The sequence below is a fragment of the Desulfobulbus sp. genome, from assembly GCF_031547805.1.
Taxonomy (GTDB): domain Bacteria; phylum Desulfobacterota; class Desulfobulbia; order Desulfobulbales; family Desulfobulbaceae; genus Desulfobulbus.
On record NZ_JAVBRQ010000016.1, the window covers coordinates 45,517 to 62,654 of the forward strand.

12 protein-coding genes are annotated in these 17,138 nt (G+C 61.6%); 2 read left to right on the plus strand and 10 right to left on the minus strand.

Annotated elements, in window-relative coordinates; translation table 11 throughout:
* Nucleotides 1-98 precede the first annotated feature (98 nt).
* A complete protein-coding gene (locus RMR13_RS05815) occupies nt 99-1,979 on the minus strand; it encodes a sigma 54-interacting transcriptional regulator (protein WP_310599696.1) in 1,881 nt (626 codons plus the stop codon).
* Between the two features lie 359 nt (nt 1,980-2,338).
* Between RMR13_RS05815 and RMR13_RS05820 the strand changes: the two genes are divergently transcribed.
* Nucleotides 2,339-4,276 (plus strand): phosphoenolpyruvate carboxykinase (GTP), encoded by a 1,938-nt coding sequence (locus tag RMR13_RS05820; RefSeq protein ID WP_310599697.1) that lies wholly within the window; start codon nt 2,339-2,341, stop codon nt 4,274-4,276.
* Nucleotides 4,277-4,443: 167 nt separating this feature from the next.
* Here RMR13_RS05820 and RMR13_RS05825 read toward each other — a convergent pair whose 3' ends face one another.
* The 3 genes from RMR13_RS05825 to RMR13_RS05835 all read right to left on the minus strand — a co-directional run bounded on the left by RMR13_RS05825 (nt 4,444) and on the right by RMR13_RS05835 (nt 9,329).
* A complete protein-coding gene (locus RMR13_RS05825) occupies nt 4,444-6,336 on the minus strand; it encodes a transketolase C-terminal domain-containing protein (protein ID WP_310599698.1) in 1,893 nt (630 codons plus the stop codon).
* Nucleotides 6,337-6,506: 170 nt separating this feature from the next.
* Nucleotides 6,507-8,006: a serine hydrolase gene (locus tag RMR13_RS05830; protein ID WP_310599699.1), complete on the minus strand. Its 1,500-nt coding sequence runs from the start codon at nt 8,004-8,006 to the stop codon at nt 6,507-6,509.
* A gap of 30 nt (nt 8,007-8,036) precedes the next feature.
* Nucleotides 8,037-9,329 carry a hemolysin family protein gene (locus RMR13_RS05835; protein WP_310599700.1) on the minus strand — a complete coding sequence of 431 codons (1,293 nt, stop codon included), beginning with the start codon at nt 9,327-9,329 and terminating at the stop codon, nt 8,037-8,039.
* 129 nt (nt 9,330-9,458) lie between these two features.
* Between RMR13_RS05835 and RMR13_RS05840 the strand changes: the two genes are divergently transcribed.
* Nucleotides 9,459-9,752 (plus strand): hypothetical protein, encoded by a 294-nt coding sequence (locus RMR13_RS05840; RefSeq protein WP_310599701.1) that lies wholly within the window; start codon nt 9,459-9,461, stop codon nt 9,750-9,752.
* Nucleotides 9,753-9,774: 22 nt separating this feature from the next.
* On the opposite strand, the gene purU is transcribed toward RMR13_RS05840, so the two are convergent.
* The 6 genes from purU to gyrA form a co-directional block, all read right to left on the minus strand.
* Nucleotides 9,775-10,656, minus strand: a complete 882-nt coding sequence (purU, locus tag RMR13_RS05845; protein ID WP_310599702.1) for a formyltetrahydrofolate deformylase — start codon at nt 10,654-10,656, stop codon at nt 9,775-9,777.
* A gap of 197 nt (nt 10,657-10,853) precedes the next feature.
* Nucleotides 10,854-12,164 carry a hypothetical protein gene (locus tag RMR13_RS05850; RefSeq protein ID WP_310599703.1) on the minus strand — a complete coding sequence of 437 codons (1,311 nt, stop codon included), beginning with the start codon at nt 12,162-12,164 and terminating at the stop codon, nt 10,854-10,856.
* A 111-nt stretch (nt 12,165-12,275) separates the two neighbouring features.
* Entirely contained in the window at nt 12,276-12,776 is a 501-nt protein-coding gene (locus tag RMR13_RS05855) for a rubrerythrin family protein (RefSeq protein WP_310599704.1), read from the minus strand.
* Nucleotides 12,777-12,902: 126 nt separating this feature from the next.
* On the minus strand, nt 12,903-13,544 hold the full coding sequence (locus RMR13_RS05860; protein ID WP_310599705.1) for a rubredoxin-like domain-containing protein: 642 nt from the start codon (nt 13,542-13,544) through the stop codon (nt 12,903-12,905).
* Between the two features lie 78 nt (nt 13,545-13,622).
* Nucleotides 13,623-14,639 (minus strand): NAD(P)H-dependent glycerol-3-phosphate dehydrogenase, encoded by a 1,017-nt coding sequence (locus RMR13_RS05865; protein WP_310599706.1) that lies wholly within the window; start codon nt 14,637-14,639, stop codon nt 13,623-13,625.
* Nucleotides 14,632-17,124: a DNA gyrase subunit A gene (gyrA, locus tag RMR13_RS05870; RefSeq protein ID WP_310599707.1), complete on the minus strand. Its 2,493-nt coding sequence runs from the start codon at nt 17,122-17,124 to the stop codon at nt 14,632-14,634. Before gyrA ends, RMR13_RS05865 begins: the two co-directional genes overlap by 8 nt.
* Nucleotides 17,125-17,138: the final 14 nt, after the last annotated feature.

Consider the following 17,138-nt stretch of genomic DNA (forward strand, 5'->3'; position numbering starts at 1 on the left):
TATGGAACAATGTGAAAAACAGCGGCATGTCGGAGAATCGAACAACGAACATATCCCATGTCCGTTTCTCCGACAAAGGGAGAGGCGGCCTGATATTATCAGACCGAAAGATCGTATTTTTTCATCTTCTGGTACAGAGTCGAGCGGGCGATCCCCACCAGGGCGGCGGCGTCGGAAATATTGCCCCCGGCCCGTTCCAGGGCGGCCTTGATATGATTTTTCTCCACCTCTTCCAGACCGGGAAAGACCTCGATCCGGGCGGGTTCCAGAGCGCCGAACTCCTCGGACAGGGCCAGGACCTCGCGCTCGCCGATCGGCTTTCCCTGGGACTGGACCGCCAGCCGCAGGAGCAGGTTGCGCAGCTGGCGCACATTGCCGGGCCATGGATAGCGGCTGAGCAGCTCCAGGGCGCCGTCGCTGATCCGGGGCTCCTGCCAGCGGTATTCGGCGGCGAATTTGGCGAGGAAATAGCGGATCAGGGGTTCGATGTCCTCGATCCGCTCCCGCAGCGGCGGCACCCTGAGGGTGAAACAGGACAGGCGTTGGAACAGGTCGTCCCGGAAGAGGTTGTCGCGGATCATGGCGGCCACGTCCCGGTTGGTGGCGGTCACCACCCGCACGTCGAGCTTGCGGGTGCGGGTGTCGCCCAGGCGGGTGACTTCGCCGTTTTCCAGGAAGCGTAGCAGCTTGGGCTGCAGGGTCAGGGCCATGTCCGCCACTTCGTCGAGGAACAGGGTGCCGCCCTCGGCCAACTCCAGCTTGCCCGGCTTGTCGATGGCCTCGTGGTAGGCCCCCTTCCGGGAGCCGAACAGCTCACTTTCGAAGATGCCCTCGGGAATGGCGGCGCAGTTGAGGGGCACGTAGGTGCCCTTGCGTCCGGAAAAGGCATGGAGGGCGGAGGCCACGTGCTCCTTGCCGCTGCCGGCCTCGCCTTGGATGAACACCGGGACGTTGATGGCGGCGATGGTCCGGATGTCCTCGTAGAGTTTGATCATTTTCTCGCTGCGCACCACGGTCTCGTCCCGCGCGGCGAGCCGTGCCCTCAGCGATTCGCGCTCCCGGTGCATCCGTTGCCGGCCGGCCAGGTTATCGAGCAGCACGGCGCCGTGCACGGCCAGGATCGCGAGCGCGCCCTGGACGGCCGGCGAAAAAAAACCGGCCTGGCAATGATCGAGATACAGGCATCCCACGGCCCGGCCCATACGCATCAGGGGGGCGGCGAGCACGGATCGCGCCAGAACCCTGCCTTTGCGGAGCTGGCCGTCCTGGCCGCCGTCGAGCCGAACCGCAAGCCCCCGGTCCATCACCTGCCGCACCACCTCCTGGTTGACCTCCCGGCTCTCGCGCAGGGGATCGAAGCCATGGGTCGCGGCATACAGCAGCTCGTTCTTGTCGTTGAGCAGGGCTAGAAATCCCCGTTGCGCCCCGGCCAATCCCACGGCCCCGGCCAACAGCCGTTCGCCCAACGCGGCCTCGTCCTCGGCCAGCTGCAGTTCCACCAGCAAGGAGGCGAGCGGTGCCGCCGGGTCCGCCTCCGCTCCCGCTGCCCGGCCATCGGACGACAATTCGGCGAGCGGGCGGGCGAGCGGGCCGGTCTCCAGGCTGAAAAGCACGGTGGCCGGATCCGGCCGATTTTCGGCCAAACCGGATTGCTCCTCGGCCGGAAACACTCGGGAGGCCCGGTTGCCGCTCCGTTCGTCGATGAAGGTGAAAACATGGTCGCCGATCCGAAAGGCCATGCCGTGCCGGAGCGACACCCCGTTGACCCGGCGCCCCTCCATCCACACCCCGTTGGTGCTCTCGTGATCGAACAGCATGTAGTCGCCTCCCTCCCGCAGGGCAATGGAGGCGTGTTGCCGCGAAACCTGCGGCGAAGCGAGGACGATATCGTTGTCGCCCTCGCGGCCGATAGTCAGGGTGGCGGCACATGCCACCACCCGGTAATTTTGGGCGTCCTGACAGACAATCACACTGGGCATGGCACGCGACCGGGCAACATTGCTCTGTTTTCCTCCAATTACGGCGGACAGGGATTCCATTCGACCCATTCAAGTATCGGGCCACTTCGCACCGCCCCGTGGCTCTTCGTGGCCCCACTGGGACGGCACGTTCACCATAGCATCGCCGCCGGTTTTCCGCGAGTCTCCCTTGATGCAAACGAGAGAACCCCCTGGCGCCCCATGGTCCAACCTCCGCCCCATGCAGGGAAAAAAGCACACAACTGGTATTCTTGTTTGCTAATTCCTCCTTTTCGAGCTAAATATTTACGTTACAAAGTTGTAAATAATTGTTGCATCACAATTTTCCCCACCAAAGATAGAATCCCATGGAGGCATGGATGCTGGAGTTCAAACAAGGCGTCGATATCTTATCAGCGATTGGCGGCATTACAACCATTGGTGAGGCCAAAAAGCTGTTCGAGCAACGGCTTGAGCCCGAACATTTGCAACGGCTGGCCACGATCACCAATGAAGATGCTCTGTTGAAGATCGCCAACGCCATGGCCATGTGCGCCCCGGACCGGGTGTACATCCACACCGGCAGTGCCGAGGACTGCGATCATGTCCGCCGCATGAGCCTGGAAAAAGGCGAGGAGCGGCCCCTGGCCATCCCCGGCCACACCATTCACTTCGACCTGCCCGAGGATCAGGGCCGCATGGTCGACCAAACCTTCTACATCGCCAACCCGGACGAAAAGGTGTCGTCCCTGGCCAAGAAAGAGGCCCGCGAGGTCTCGCACGCCTATATCAAGGAGCAGATGTCCGGGATCATGAGCGGCAAGACCATGTACGTGGGCTTCTACAGCCGCGGCCCGGTGGGCGCCAAGGCCTCGATCCCGGCTATCGAGATCTCCAGTTCCACCTATGTCATGCATTCGGCCGAGCTGCTCTACCGCAACTGCTACGCCGATTTCAACGCCGAGGCCGCCCGGCGGGGCGAATTCTTCACCAACGTCCATTCCGAGGGTCCCAACCGTTCCGAGGACGTGCCCAAGGCCCGGATCTACATGGACCGGAGTTGGCAGACCACCTTTTCCTTTTTCTGCACCTATGCCGGCAACACCCTGCTGATGAAGAAGGGCAACCACCGCTTTGCCTCCGACAGCGCCATGTACAAGTACAACGGCACGGAACTCTCGGAGCACATGTTCATCACCGGTATGACCGGCCCCGGCGGCCGCGTCACCTATTTCGCCGGCGCCGCGCCCTCGGGCTGCGGCAAGACCACCACCGCCATGGTGGGCAGCAATTTCATCGGCGACGACCTGGCCCAGATGTGGATCGAGGCGGACGGCACCCTGCGGGCGGTCAATCCGGAGATCGGCATTTTCGGCATCATCGAGGATGTCAACCAGGAGGGCGACCCCTATCTGATGAAGTGTCTGCGCCAGCCCGGCGCCGAGGTGATCTTCTCCAATCTCCTGGTCGATCCGCAGGGCAAGCCCCGCTGGACCGGCGATGGCGAGCCGTCGCCCGAACAGGGGGTCAACTTCCAGGGGGCCTGGACACCGGCCAAGGCCGGCGTCCCCATATCGCACCCCAACTCGCGGTGCACCCTCAAGGCGGAAACGGTCGGTAACCACAACAAAAAGGTCAACGCCGACCCGAGCGGCATCGTCATCGAGGTCATCACCTATTCGGGCCGCGACGCCAACACCATGCCGCCCATCTGGGTGGCCAAAACCATGGATGCCGGGGTGGCCATCGGCGCTTCCATCGTCTCCAAGGCCACCGCCGCCGAGATCGGCGCCAGCGGCGTCAATCGCCAGCCATGGGCCAACACCCCCTTTGTCGCCGGCCCGCTGACCGACTACCTCGAAGCCCAGCTCAATTTTTACGGCAACCCCAAAATGACCCGGAAGCCGATCATGGCCGGGCTCAACTACTTTCTCACCCACGAGGCGCGCGGCGGCAGCGGCAAGGGCCTGCTGGGCGAGAAACGGGATGTCCATGTCTGGCTGGGCTGGCTCGAGCTGTTCACCAACCGCGATGTCGAGGCCATCGAGACCCCGATCGGCATGATTCCCAAATACGAGGATCTGCGCCGGCTGTTTGCCAGCAAGATCAACAAGGAGTACCCGGAATCGCTCTACACCATGCAGTTCTCCCTGTACATCGACAATATCGTCGCCCGGATCGATCTGCAGGAGGCGGCCTGGAGCAAGGAACCAGGGGCCTCGCCCCGGCTGTTTGCGGTCTACAAGGAGCAGAAGGCGGCCCTGCTGGCGCTCAAGGCCGCCAAGGGTGGGATTGTCACCCCCCAGGAACTGGCTTAAAGCCCTTTCCGGTTCGCCCCGTAAACGACCCGAGCCTCCGGCCATGCGCCGGGGGCTTTTTTTTGCACAAAAAAAGACCGGAGCCGCATTCCGCGACTCCGGTCTTTTTCATTCTTGCTTTCAATCCGCGGCGCGGAGTCAACCGCGCGCCATCGGCGTCAACTTGCTCAGTTGACGCGCAGCTGCTTCACCTTGTCGATGATCGCCTCGGTACCCATGCCCTGATAGGGAATCTGCTCGGACAAACCGCCGGCCCCGTCCTTCCAGGTGCCCATGGCGCCGTATTTGGGGGTGAGTCCGCGCTCCAGCAGCCAGGAGCCGTAGCGGACGCCCAGGCCGGTCTTGCTGTTCTGGGTTTCCACCACCAGCACCATCGGGGTGGCACCGGCGGTGGCCAGCATGGCCTCGTCCACCGCGTTGAGCACCGGCTTGTTGATCAGGCCGATGTCGATCCCCTCTTGCTTGAGCAACTCGACCGCGTGCAGGCAGCGGTAGAGCATCTCGCCGTAGGAGACGATATAGCCGTCCTTGCCCGGGCGGATGATCTCGTCGCTGTCCCGTTTGAAGACATAGCCGTCGCCAAAGCGCTTGTTGCCCTGCTCGTCCAGGATAAACGGGGTGCCGGAGCGGGTGGAGAAGATGAAACGCAGCCCGGGATCGTCGAAGATGGCGGTGAGGATGGCCCGCAATTGCAGGGCATCGGCCGGGAAATAGAGCCGGGTTCGGTCGTGCTCGGCCAGGCCGTTGTCGGCAAAGAAGTTGTTGATGCCGAAATGGCAGGTGTTGTCGGCCATGTCGTCGACCCCGGAATGGGAGAAATGGGCCAGGACATTGGCCTGGTTGAGCCGGGCCATGGTGATCTCGGAGATGACCATCTCCTGAAAGGCGGCAAAGGTGCCGAAAATGCCCTGCCGCCCCGGTACCGAACCGAAACCGGCGGCCACCGAGAAATTGTTGCGCTCCATGATGCCGCCGTGGACATAGACCTCGGGACAATTCTTGCGGATATGGTGCAGGCCGCAGGAGCCTTCGAGGTCGGAATCCACCACCAGCACCTTGCCCGCGGGGTTGTCCATGCCGGCGATGAGGTCGCTGACGATTTTCCCGAACTCGTCGCGGTTCTTGGCCTGCTCGGGGGTGCTGCCGCGATACTCGACCTTGGCGGCCTTGGGCGGCGATTCCTTGAGCAGCTCCACCGCCGCCGCGCGGCCCTTGGCGGTGAGATAGTCGATGGCCATGGGTACCGGAATGACGTCGTGTCCCTTGGGCAGTCCCTCGATCCCGGCCACGCCGGGCGCCATCTTCCGCTTGACCACCACCGCCGCCGGACCCTTGATGGCGAGCGCACGGCGGATGCAGGCAAACAGCGCCTCGATATCCTCGCCGTCGCAGACCTGGACATCCAGGCCATGGCCGGACAGGGTGCGGGCCAGATCGTAGCCCTGCATGTAGGCGCTGGGATGGCCGGCAATGGTGACGTCGTTGTCGTCGAGCAGGAGCTTGACGTTGAGTTTCCTGGCCACGGCATAGCGGGCCGCCTCGGCGTCGTCGCCCTCCTGCTGGGATCCGTCGCTGCCGAAGAGAAACACCGCCTTGTTCGGATGGGCCTCGGCCACCCCGTTGACATAGCTCCACAGGTGCCCCAGGCGGCCCGAGCTGAAAAAGACGCCGTCGGCCTCGTTGCGCTCGGGATGGCCGTAGAAGCCCTTGCCGAATTCCCGGTAATGAAGCAGGGACTCGGGGGCCTTGTGGCCATTGAGCACCGCCATCATGTATTGGATGGCCACCCGGTGGCCGGCCTCGTCGAAATAGACCGGAAAGCAGGCGTCGCTCCCCTTCATGAACCCGTCCGCGATCAGGAGTTCGGGCACGATGTCGTAGGCGCCGCCGGTATGGCCCCCCAAGCCCTTGGTGTTGGCCAGGGCGGTGAAGAAAACGATGGCGTCGCGTACCAGGTCGATGTTGGCCCGCAGGGCGGCGCGTTGCTCGCCGGTCAACGATTCCTGGGTCGCGGCAAGACGAAGGGGGCTGTAGGTCGAGAGATCGATGGGAAAAGTCATAACAGGTTCCTGAAGGGCAAAAGTTCCGGAAGCAGGTCAGGCCGAGGGAACCGGGCCGGCTCGTTCCACGGTGAAAAAGTACAGCACAGATAACAGAAATGCCAGAATACGCAAGGATGATCTTGCCCGGCGTCCGGGGCCGGAAATCCCGCCCCTGGCCGCGATTTCGGCTACAGCAGGTTGTGCTTCCGTTTCATTTCCTCGTACACCAGCGAGGAAAAATCGCGGATGACGCCGCCGCTGGCCCGCATCCACTGTTTGTAGTTGGCCGGCTGGCTCGAGCGCTCGACAATGCCGACCACCGCATAGGGAATCTTGCGCCCTTCCTTGTCCCGCAGCACCAAGATCCCCATGTCGCCGCACAAAAGCGCGGTGGTTCCGGTCTTGTTGTAGACTTCAGTGTTATTGGGAAGATCGGCGCCATAGACCAGGCGGTCGGGGCCGGGCAGGCCCATCACCCGCAGCATCTCCTTGGAGTTTGGCAGCTGATAGCGCCACAGCGCCCTGAGGAACTGGATGTAGCCGCAGGGTTGCACGCTGTTGAGATAGGTGCGCCCGCTGGCCGGGATATATTCCCTGATCCTGATCTGGCCAACCAGGCGGCCGTACTCCTTTTTCAGCAGGGCCTCGCACCGGGCCGGGCCTCCGAGCTGGCGGATGAACCAGTTGGTCGCCGGATTGCTGCTATGCTGGATCATGGCCTCCATCATCTGGCGGTGCTGCGCCGTGTACGACACCTTACCCTTGTCGACTTGGTGGAAAAAGGCCAGGGCGACAAAGGGCTTGATCATGCTGGCGGCCTGAAAGGGCCGGTTGAGGTTGATGCTGACCAGATAGTTGTCGGTGGTAAGGTCGTAGGCGGCCCAGCCGGCGCGCACCTGGGGCTGGATTTTGGCCTTGCGGAGTTCCGCCTGCAGCAGGGGGGCGATCTTGGTGTTGAGCCCGCCGCCGGACTCCTGGCGGGCTTGCGACCTCTGCCGGTCGCTCCGGGCCGCTGCGGCCGATGTGTTCGGGGGTTCGGCCAGGGTGGCGTCCGCCGCGGTCATCACGGCCGGCCGGTCGATGGCGGCAACGAGCACCGGCGCCTTGCTCGTCCGGGGCAATTGGGAGGCGATGTTCCGGGCGCTTTTTTGCGCCTCCTTCTTGCTTTCCCAGCCCCGGTAGACCAACGCCCACTGCCGGGAGTCGATTTTTTCGATGGCCAGCTTGTCCCCGGCCCGGGATTCCAGGGCATTTTTCAGCCGGGCGTATTCTCCCTGCAAGGCGTCGGCCCGGGCGGCTTGACGCACCCGGACATGATAGAGCTCGGAAAAACCGGTGCAGGCAACCACCTGCACCGGTTTGAGCCCTGCCCGCCGCAGGCGCGCGCTCTGCTGCTCGGCCTGCTTCTTTGCCTGGACCATCGAGGCGTTGATATTCCAAACCAGGCCGTAATCCTGTTCCCGGCCGACGATTTTAAGTTGGCTGTCCGTCTTCAAACCCAGTGAGGCGGCGACTTTCCGCCGGTAGTCGAGAATCCGCTGCCGCTCCGTGTCCCAGGCGTACGCAAGGGCATACCGCCGGGATTGCGCCGCGCCGGCAGCTTCGGCCACGGACGCGGCCAGCAGCGCCACGATCAACACCCAGAGGCATGCCGTCGGCAATTTCACCCTGTTCGTTCCCTTGTTCATGGTCTCCTTGCCCCCTTTTTCCCGCGTTTCTCAGGAATCCCCGAGGCGAGTCACCAGAATTTTGTCGATGCGATTGTTGTCCATGTCAACCACCTCAAAGCGGAAGCCATGCTCCTCGAACTGATCGGTTTCCCTGGGGATGCGTCCCAGCACCCACAAAACGAATCCGGCCAGGGTGTGATAGGTGTTGCTCCCCTCCCCGTTCAGTTCCTTGGTGATTTTCAAGGCCATTTTGACCTGTTCGATGGGCACTCCTCCGCCAATCAGCCAGGAGCCGTCCTCGCGCCTGACCAATTCCTGATCCTCGGCCGCCTTGGCCGAGGGCACTGCCCCGACAATGGCCGCCAGGACGTCGGTCAGGGTCACCATCCCCTGAATATCGCCATATTCATCGACAATCAAGGCGCACGGCAGCTGCACCCGGCGGAAATTTTCCAGCAATTGGGTGGTGGTCACGTATTCGGGGACATAGAGGGGCTGCCGCAGATGGCGTTCGATGGCCAGCGGTTCGCAGGCCAAGGCGGCCTTCAGCAGGTCGGCGGTGCGGAGCAGGCCCGCCACCTCGTCCAGGCCGCCGCGGCAGACCACCACCAGGGAAAACGGGGTGTCGGCGAGAAATTGGCGGATTTCCGGCTCCGGCTTGGTCAGGTCGAGCGGTTGGATATCCTGGCGGTGGGTCATGATGGTGGTGACCGGCTGTTCGTCCAGATGCAGGACATTGGCGACCAAGAGCCGTTCGCTTTCGTGGAAGACCCCCGCCTGGGCCCCCTGCTCCATCAGGATCTTGATTTCCTCGTCGGTGACCGACACCTCCTCCCGCTTGCCCGCGCCCAGCAGGCGCAGGAGCAGGTCGGCGGAACGGGAAAAAAAGTAGACCAGGGGTTTGCCGACCCGGGACAGCATCCGCATCAGCGGCGCGACCGCGGCCGCCGTTTGCTCGGGCCGCAGCAAGCCCAGGTGCTTGGGCACCAGTTCGCCGAACACCACCGAAAAATAGGTGAGCAGCACCACCACCACTCCCAGGGCGATGGCCTGGGCATAGGGCTGGAATAGCGGCATCGCGGCCAGGGCGCCGGCAATCGGGGTCACCAACGCATTCTCGCCGATGGCGCCGCTGAGGATGCCGACCATGGTGATCCCGACCTGGATGGTGGACAGGAAGACGGCCGGATTGTTCTTGAGTTTCAGCGCGGTGCGGGCCCCTCGCCGCCCTTCGTCGGCCAAGGCGCGCAGTCGGGCTTCGCGGGTGGAGATGATCGCGATTTCCGTCATGGCAAAGACGCCATTGATCAGAACGAGCACTACCAGCAGGAGGATATCCATTGCGTCGGCAATTGGGTGGAGTTAAACAGAAAAGTCGCCCTTGTCGGGCCTGGATCGGAGACGGCAGCAGTCGGCCGCTTCTCCTATCATATCTGAAAATCGTGGAAAAATCGAATATTGGAACATCATATGAAAACGATCTGGAAATTCGAGCTCTCTCCCAACCGGATCCAGTCCGTTCACCTGCCCTTCGGCGCCCAGCTGCTCACCGTGCGGGCCAAGGACGACAACGCCCCGCTGCTGTGGGCGCTGGTGGATCCGGACATGCCCGCCGAGGAGCGGTATCTGGGCATCTACACCACCAATACCGCCCTGCCCGACGACCCCGGCAGGTATATCGGCACCTTCCTGATTTACGAGGGCAGCCTCGAATTTCATCTGTTCGAGATGGCCTCGCCGCCGCCGGAGACCGAGGCGCCGTAACGAACCCGCGCGGCCGGAGCTTTCAGGAAAAGACCACGGTCCGATTTTGATAGACCAGGATCTGGCGCTGCACATGGTGCCAGATCGACCGGGACAGAATCACCTTTTCCAGGTCCCGGCCCTTGCGGATCAAATCTTCCACCGAATCGGCATGGCTGACCCGGATGATGTCCTGGGCGATGATCGGGCCGGCATCCAGTTCCTCGGTCACGTAGTGGCTGGTGGCGCCGATGACCTTGACTCCGCGCTCAAAGGCGGAATGATAAGGCTTGGCTCCGGGAAACGCGGGCAGAAAGGAATGGTGGATGTTGATGATTTTGTTCTTGTACTGGCCGATGAAGGAGGCCGACAGGATTTGCATGTAGCGGGCCAGGACGATGAACTCGATCTGGTGCTCCGCCAGCAGGCGCAACTGATCCTGCTCCTGTTCCTGCTTGTTGGCACCGTTGATTTCGAACCAGTGGAAATCGATGCCGAACTGCCGGGCCACCGGCTCGAGCTCGGGATGATTGCTGATGATCAGCGGGATGTCCACCTCGAGCTCCTGGGATCGCCACCGGGAAAGAATATCGTAGAGACAATGGGGCTGCTTGGAAACGAACACCGCCATGCGGGGCACTTCGTGGGAAAAATGCAGTTGCCACTGCATGTCGAATTTCTTGGCGATCAGGGTGTCGAAGTACTCGCCGATCTTGTTGTCGGGGATGATGAAGTTGTCCAGCTCCCACTCGACCCGCATGAAAAAGACCTTGCGTTTGACATCGACGTGCTGGTCGAGGTTGGTGATGTTGCCGTTGTTTTTATAAATGAATTCGCTGACGGTGGCCACGATACCCTTGCTGTCGGGGCAATGGATCAGCAGGATGGCCGAGGCCGGTTGGCGTGAGGAGCTGATGGAGATCATGACAATCGGGGCGCGCGGAATGGGAAACAGGGAATGCGGCCCAAGGGCTCAGGGGTGCGCCGCAAGCGGCGAAGCCGGTGCCCCGGACCACACATTTTCGGGCGCAGGATATATTTTTCCCGTGGAATCCGCAAGCTGCGGGAGCAACTTTTCTTAACCGCACGCAACAAATAACGATCCGGACGCTGGACAGGCGGTCAATTCTCCTCGATTTGCCGCCGGAACCGGGCCAACTGGAGGTCGCGGATCGCGTCCAGGTCGAGGCGATAGATGTCCGGCGGAAAGAGAAAGGCCACCACGCCGGTGTCGAAGATCCGCTTCACTTCGTATTCGTCGTGGGCCACGTTGCGCTGGTAGATGTAATTGAGGTAGGAACGGTTGGTGTGGAGGATGAATTCGATCCGCATGCCGCCGGTGCGGGCGAAAAACTTGAGCATCGCGGTCTTGCCCGAGCTGCCGGTGGCGCTGCTGCGGTACTCCCCCCCGGTCAGGGTGTCGGAGATGTCTTCCAGGGTCATGAACGATTTGGCCACGGTCGCGCTCCGGGTGAGGTGGCGCACGAACCGCTTGACATCGTTGACCGAATCGAGCACCGCCATCAGGCCGAGTTCGTCGTCGACCGCGGTGGCCGGATTTTTCTCGTTCTTGCGCAGCAGCTTGAGCACCTTGGCCGGGGGCTCCTTTTTCCGAATGGTGACGTAGATGGGAATGTCGGTGCCGTTGTCGCGGAAACGACGCCGCTTGATCAAAGTCAGTTTCTCACCCGGTCCGGGAACCACCTTGCGGGCCTCCTCCTCGGACAGCACCTTGACCGAGCTGCAGCTGAAATCGTCCGGATGATGGCGACTGTGCAAGTAGCGGATGTCGAGCTCGCCGATCCGGTAATCCGGGCTCCAGACGAAGGCGTTGAGAAAATTGAGAAAGCCGAGGAATTTTTCGGCGATCTTGGTTTCCCGCTCCCGCAGGTCGATGGAGCCGGCCAATCCCATCAGCACCAGTTTGCGTTTGGCCTCGAACCGCGCCTTCTTGTGGTAGCGGTCGTCGAACTGGGCCAGCAGCAGTTCCACCGGATCCCAGGCGGTGACGATCTCGTTGGTGGTTTCGATGTGGGCGCTGAACGGCGCCAGCACCTTGGCCCGGAGCGAGTTAATGACGTCGTCGGCGGTGCGGGCGTATTCGTGGAGCTGCCGGACGACTTCCCGCTGGCCGCCCTCGATGGCGAACATGTTGCCGATCAAGAGATAGGCCCGTTCCGCCGCCTTGAGCCGCAACCGGCGGTCGTGGACCAGGGCCAGGATTTCGTCGAAATTGCGCACGTCCAGCAGATCGAAAACCTGGTTGCGCACCAGGCGGTACTTGGTCTTGAGCAACAGATTGCCGCGAATGCCTTGCACCCACTGCTTGGTTTCGTGGGAAAAGGGGTGAGCCAGAAGCAGGGTATCGCCGATCGCAAAGGGACCGTCCTGCAACATGGCGGCAAAAACGGAATGTTGATCGAGAAGGCTCATGGGCGGGCTGGAAGAAAAAACGCGGGGAACGGCAGTGCCGCTCCCCGCATGGGGCGACGGGTGAGCATCCCCGGGTGAGAATGGGGAAGGGATGCGCCCACCCGCCCGGCGTCAGGCGACCTGTTCGAACACCGACTTTTTGGCACCGCAGACCGGACATTTTTCCGGAGCCGCACCCAACTCGATGTAACCGCACACCGGACAGAGATAGAACTCGCTGACATCGAGATCCACTCCTTTTTTCACGGCTTCCAGAGCCTTGGCGTAAATCTTGGCATGGACGGCTTCCGCATCGACTGCAAACTTGAACATGGTTTTTGCCTTGTGGCCGTCGGCCACGGCCAGATCGACCATCGGCGGATACATTTCGGTGAACTCGTAGGTTTCACCGTCAATGGCAGCCTGCAGGTTTTCCGCGGTGGATGCGATCATCTCCAGGGCCTTGAGATGCCCTTCGGCATGGATTCGCTCGGCCTCGGCGGTGGTTCTGAACAGTTTGGCAATATTGGTAAAACCGTCCTTTTCCGCCTTTTTGGCAAATGCGCGATATTTTTGATTCGCTTGGCTTTCCCCGGAAAACGCTTCTTTCAGATTGTCTTTGGTCGTGGCCATTGCATTCCTCCGTGTTGATTGAGTTAGTGGTTCATTATCCCATGGGATCTCGACAAAGATAACTCACACTTCCGAAAGAGGCAAGTAGAATGGGAATTAAAATCACTTGATATTCTTTATCAAGAATTAATCCTTTCGGTTGCCGAAAACCAGCTTGCCGCCAAAATGCCCAGCCGTTCCCACGACCCCGACCAAAAGCAGACAGCAAAATAAGTAGATCCAGCGGCCGGTCGAAGCCGAACTGACGATGTCCGGTTGGACGGCCCGCCAGATGATCAGGCCCAACAGCAGGAGCACGGCGGCGATCGAGGCACTGATCTTGATCTTGAAAATGGGGGTGAACGCGCCCCGGTAGCGTTGCTGCCACATTACGTAGCCGGTGAACAGCACCAGCGGCATGGAAACCAGGACGAACACCAAGCTGTACAGCGCGGCCGTTTCGAAAAGCGGCAAGCCGAACCAGGCGGTGACCAGCATGAAAACCAGGGCCATCGGTACCACCCCGTTGGGGGTGTGGACCATGATCGGATGGAGGTGGTACCGCACGGTCAGGGCCGAGGCCAGGGCATAGATCCTGGCGGGCAGGGATGGCGGGACGGCCGGTTGCGGTTGGGGTGCGGCTTCCGGTGGTGCGGCCGCTTCGACGGGGTTTTGCTCCTCGACCACCTCGACGAACATGCTCTTGTCGGCCGCGCACACCGGGCATTCATCCGGCGGTTCGTCTCCGACATGGATATAGCCGCACACCGTACATTCCCACTTCTTCATGATTGGACCTCCCTGACTGGTTTCATGGGGGTGTCGCACCCGCTTTGATCTTAAAATCGTTGTGCTTCTACCAAGCGATCAACGATTCGCCACATCGGCCTCCTGCTTCAGGTCGCGTTGGAACAGTTCGACCACCGCATCCTGGCAGAGTTTGCCGTGGTAGAGGATTTGATGCATCTGCTCCAGGATGGGCATCTCCACCCCGAGACCGGACGCCAATTGGTAGCACGATTTGGTGGTCTTGACCCCTTCGGCCACCATTTTCATCTCGCTGAGGGCCTGCTCCAGGCTGAGCCCGGACCCCAGTTTCAGCCCCACGGTCCGGTTCCGGCTGAGATTGCCGGTGCAGGTCAGCACCAGATCGCCCAGGCCGCCCAGGCCGGCAAAGGTCTGGGGTTCTCCTCCCATGGCGACTCCCAGCCGGGCAATTTCCGCCAAACCGCGGGTAATGAGCGCGGCCCGGGTGTTCAAGCCGTAGTTGAGCCCGTCGCAGATCCCGGCGGCGATGGCGATCACGTTTTTCATCGCCGCGCTGATCTCCAGGCCGATGACGTCGCCGGAGGTGTAGACCCGGAAATAATCGGTGGAGAACAATCGCTGCACGGTTTCCGCCGCCTGCGGCTCGGCAAAGGCCACGGTCACCGCCGTGGGCTGCCGTTCGGCCACCTCGGAGGCAAAGCTGGGGCCGCTCAGCACCCCGAATTGCAGTCGTTTGTTCGCATCGTTTTCCGCCTGCATGATCTGGGTCATGGTCATGCCGGACTCGATCTCGATCCCCTTGATTGCGGAAACCACCAGGGCTCCTTGCTGCATCTCGGGCAGGGCCGCGCGGTACACCGCCCGGAATCCGTGCGAGGGCACCACCATCACCACGCAGTCGGCCTGCTTGACCGCCGCGGCCAGGGAATCGGTGACCTGCAATTCAGCCGGAAAGGGGTGGCCGGGCTGATACCTTTTGTTTTCACGGTCCGCGGCCAGCCGGGCCACATGGTCCGCGTCGTGGTCCCAGAGCACGACCGGCATCCCTTTGCGGGCGAGCAGCAGCGCCAGGGCGGTGCCCCAGCTTCCCGCCCCGATCATCGCGATCTTATTCATCGTCGTACTCCTCGACAAAATCGTCGTCTTCGCCATCGACTCCCTCTTCCCGGGCAAGCATCGACAGGTCGACCACCAGTTCGTCTTCCGCCAGGTTGATCAGGCGGACGCCCTGGGTGTTGCGGCCGATAATCCGGACCGTGTCCATCGGCATGCGGATGATCTGGCCGGAATTGGCGATCAGCATCACCTGGTCCTCGTCGTCCACGACGAGAACGCCGACCACCATGCCGTTGCGTTCGCTGGTCTTGATGGTGAACACGCCCTTGCCGCCCCGGCTTTGCAGCGGATACTCGGCCACCGCCGTTCGCTTGCCGTAGCCGTTTTCCGTGACCGTGAGGATGGAATCGCCGTTTTGCAGCACGGCAACGCCCACCACCTCGTCGCCTTCGCCCAGGGTGATTCCCTTGACCCCGGCCGCGAGCCGGCCCATGGCCCGGACATCGCTCTCATGGAAATGGATCGACAAACCATTGCGGGTCACCAGGATGATCTCGTCGTTGCCGGAGGTGATGGCCGCCGATAGGATTTCATCGTCGTCGCGGATGGTCAGCCCGAACTTGCCCTTGCGCAAGGGGCGTTTATACTCGGAAATAAAGGTTTTTTTCACTCGGCCCAATTTGGTGACCGTGAGCACCGAGACACTGTCGTCCATGTTGGCCAGATCGGCCACCGGCAGGATGGCCGCCACCTTTTCCCCCTCGCCCAGTTCCAGGAGGTTGATGATCGCCTTGCCCCGCGCGGTACGGCCGGCGAGCGGCAACTCGTAGACCTTGCGCCAGAACACCCGGCCCTTGTTGGTGAAGAACAGGAAGGTATCGAGCGAGGAGGCGGTGTAGAGGCTGGTGACAAAGTCGTCGTCCAGGGTGACCATGCCCTTGACGCCCTTGCCGCCGCGCCGCTGGGCCCGATACAGGTTGATCGGATTGCGCTTGATGTAGCCCGAATGGGAAACGGTCACCACCATTTCTTCGGGCGCGATCAGATCCTCGGGCAGGATCTCATCCGGTGCATCGATGATTTCGGTGCGGCGGACGTCGCCATATTCCTCCCGGATTTTGGCAAATTCCTCGCGGATGATCTGGATCACCAGGTTGTCGTCGCTGAGCACCTGTTTGAGCCAGGTGATTTTATCGATGATTTCGTTGTAATCGCTGACGATTTTATCACGTTCCAGGCCGGTGAGGCGTTGCAGGCGCATATCGAGGATGGTCTGGGCCTGGATCTCGGAAAGCTCGAAACGCTGGATCAACCCCTCCTTGGCCACGCCGGGGTTGGCCGAACCCTTGATCAGTTCGACCACCTCGTCCAGGTGAGTGATGGCGATCTTGAGGCCGAGAAGGATATGGGCCCGCTCCTCGGCCTTGCGCAGCTCAAAGGCGGTCCGCCGGTAGACCACGGTTTTGCGATGGGCGAGAAAGTACTGGAGGATCTGCTTGAGATTGAGAATTTCCGGCTTGTTGTTGACGATGCACAGCAAAATGATGCCAAAGCTCTTTTGCAGCGGCGTCATTTTGTACAGCTGGTTGATGACCACGTCCGGAATTTCGTTGGCGCGCAGATCGAGCACCACCCGCACTCCGTGCCGGTCCGATTCGTCGCGGATGTCGGCGATCGAGGTGATTCGTTTCTCCTTGATCAGTAGGGCGATTTTTTCCACCAGGGCCGCCTTGTTCTGCTGAAAGGGGATCTCGGTGATGACGATCGATTCGCCGTGGTTGCCGCGCTGTTCGACATGGGTCTTGGAGCGGATGACGATCACCCCGCGCCCGGTCTCGTAGGCCTCGCGGATACCGGCCCGGCCGCAGATGAAGCCGCCGGTGGGGAAATCGGGGCCGGTGATGGTTTCCATCAGCTGGTGAACCGTGATCTCGGGGTTGTCCACCAGGGCGATCAGGCCGTCGATCACCTCGGTCAGGTTGTGCGGCGGGATCTTGGTGGCCATGCCCACCGCAATGCCTTCGGAACCGTTGATCAGGATATTGGGGATTTTAGAGGGCAGAACCGAGGGTTCTTGCAGGGAATTGTCGTAGTTGGGCACGAAATCGACGGTTTCCTTGTCGAGATCGGCCACCAGTTCCTGGTCGAGCCGGGTCATTCGCGCTTCGGTATACCGCATGGCCGCGGCCGAATCGCCGTCCATGGAGCCGAAGTTGCCCTGCCCGTCCACCAGGGGATAGCGCATGGAAAAATCCTGGGCCATGCGCACCAGGGTGTCGTAGGCGGCAGTGTCGCCGTGTGGATGAAACTTACCGATGACATCGCCGACGATGCGGGCCGATTTGATATACGGCCGGTTATAGGTGTTGCCCAGCTCGCGCATGGCAAAGAGGGTGCGGCGGTGGACCGGTTTCAGGCCGTCGCGGACATCGGGCAGGGCCCGGCCGATGATGACCGACATGGCATAGTCCAGGTATGATTTTCGCAACTCCCTGGAAATGGCTATGGCCGGTTGCTGGCCACTTTCTATCGATTGTTCCGTCATTGTTACTTCCTGAG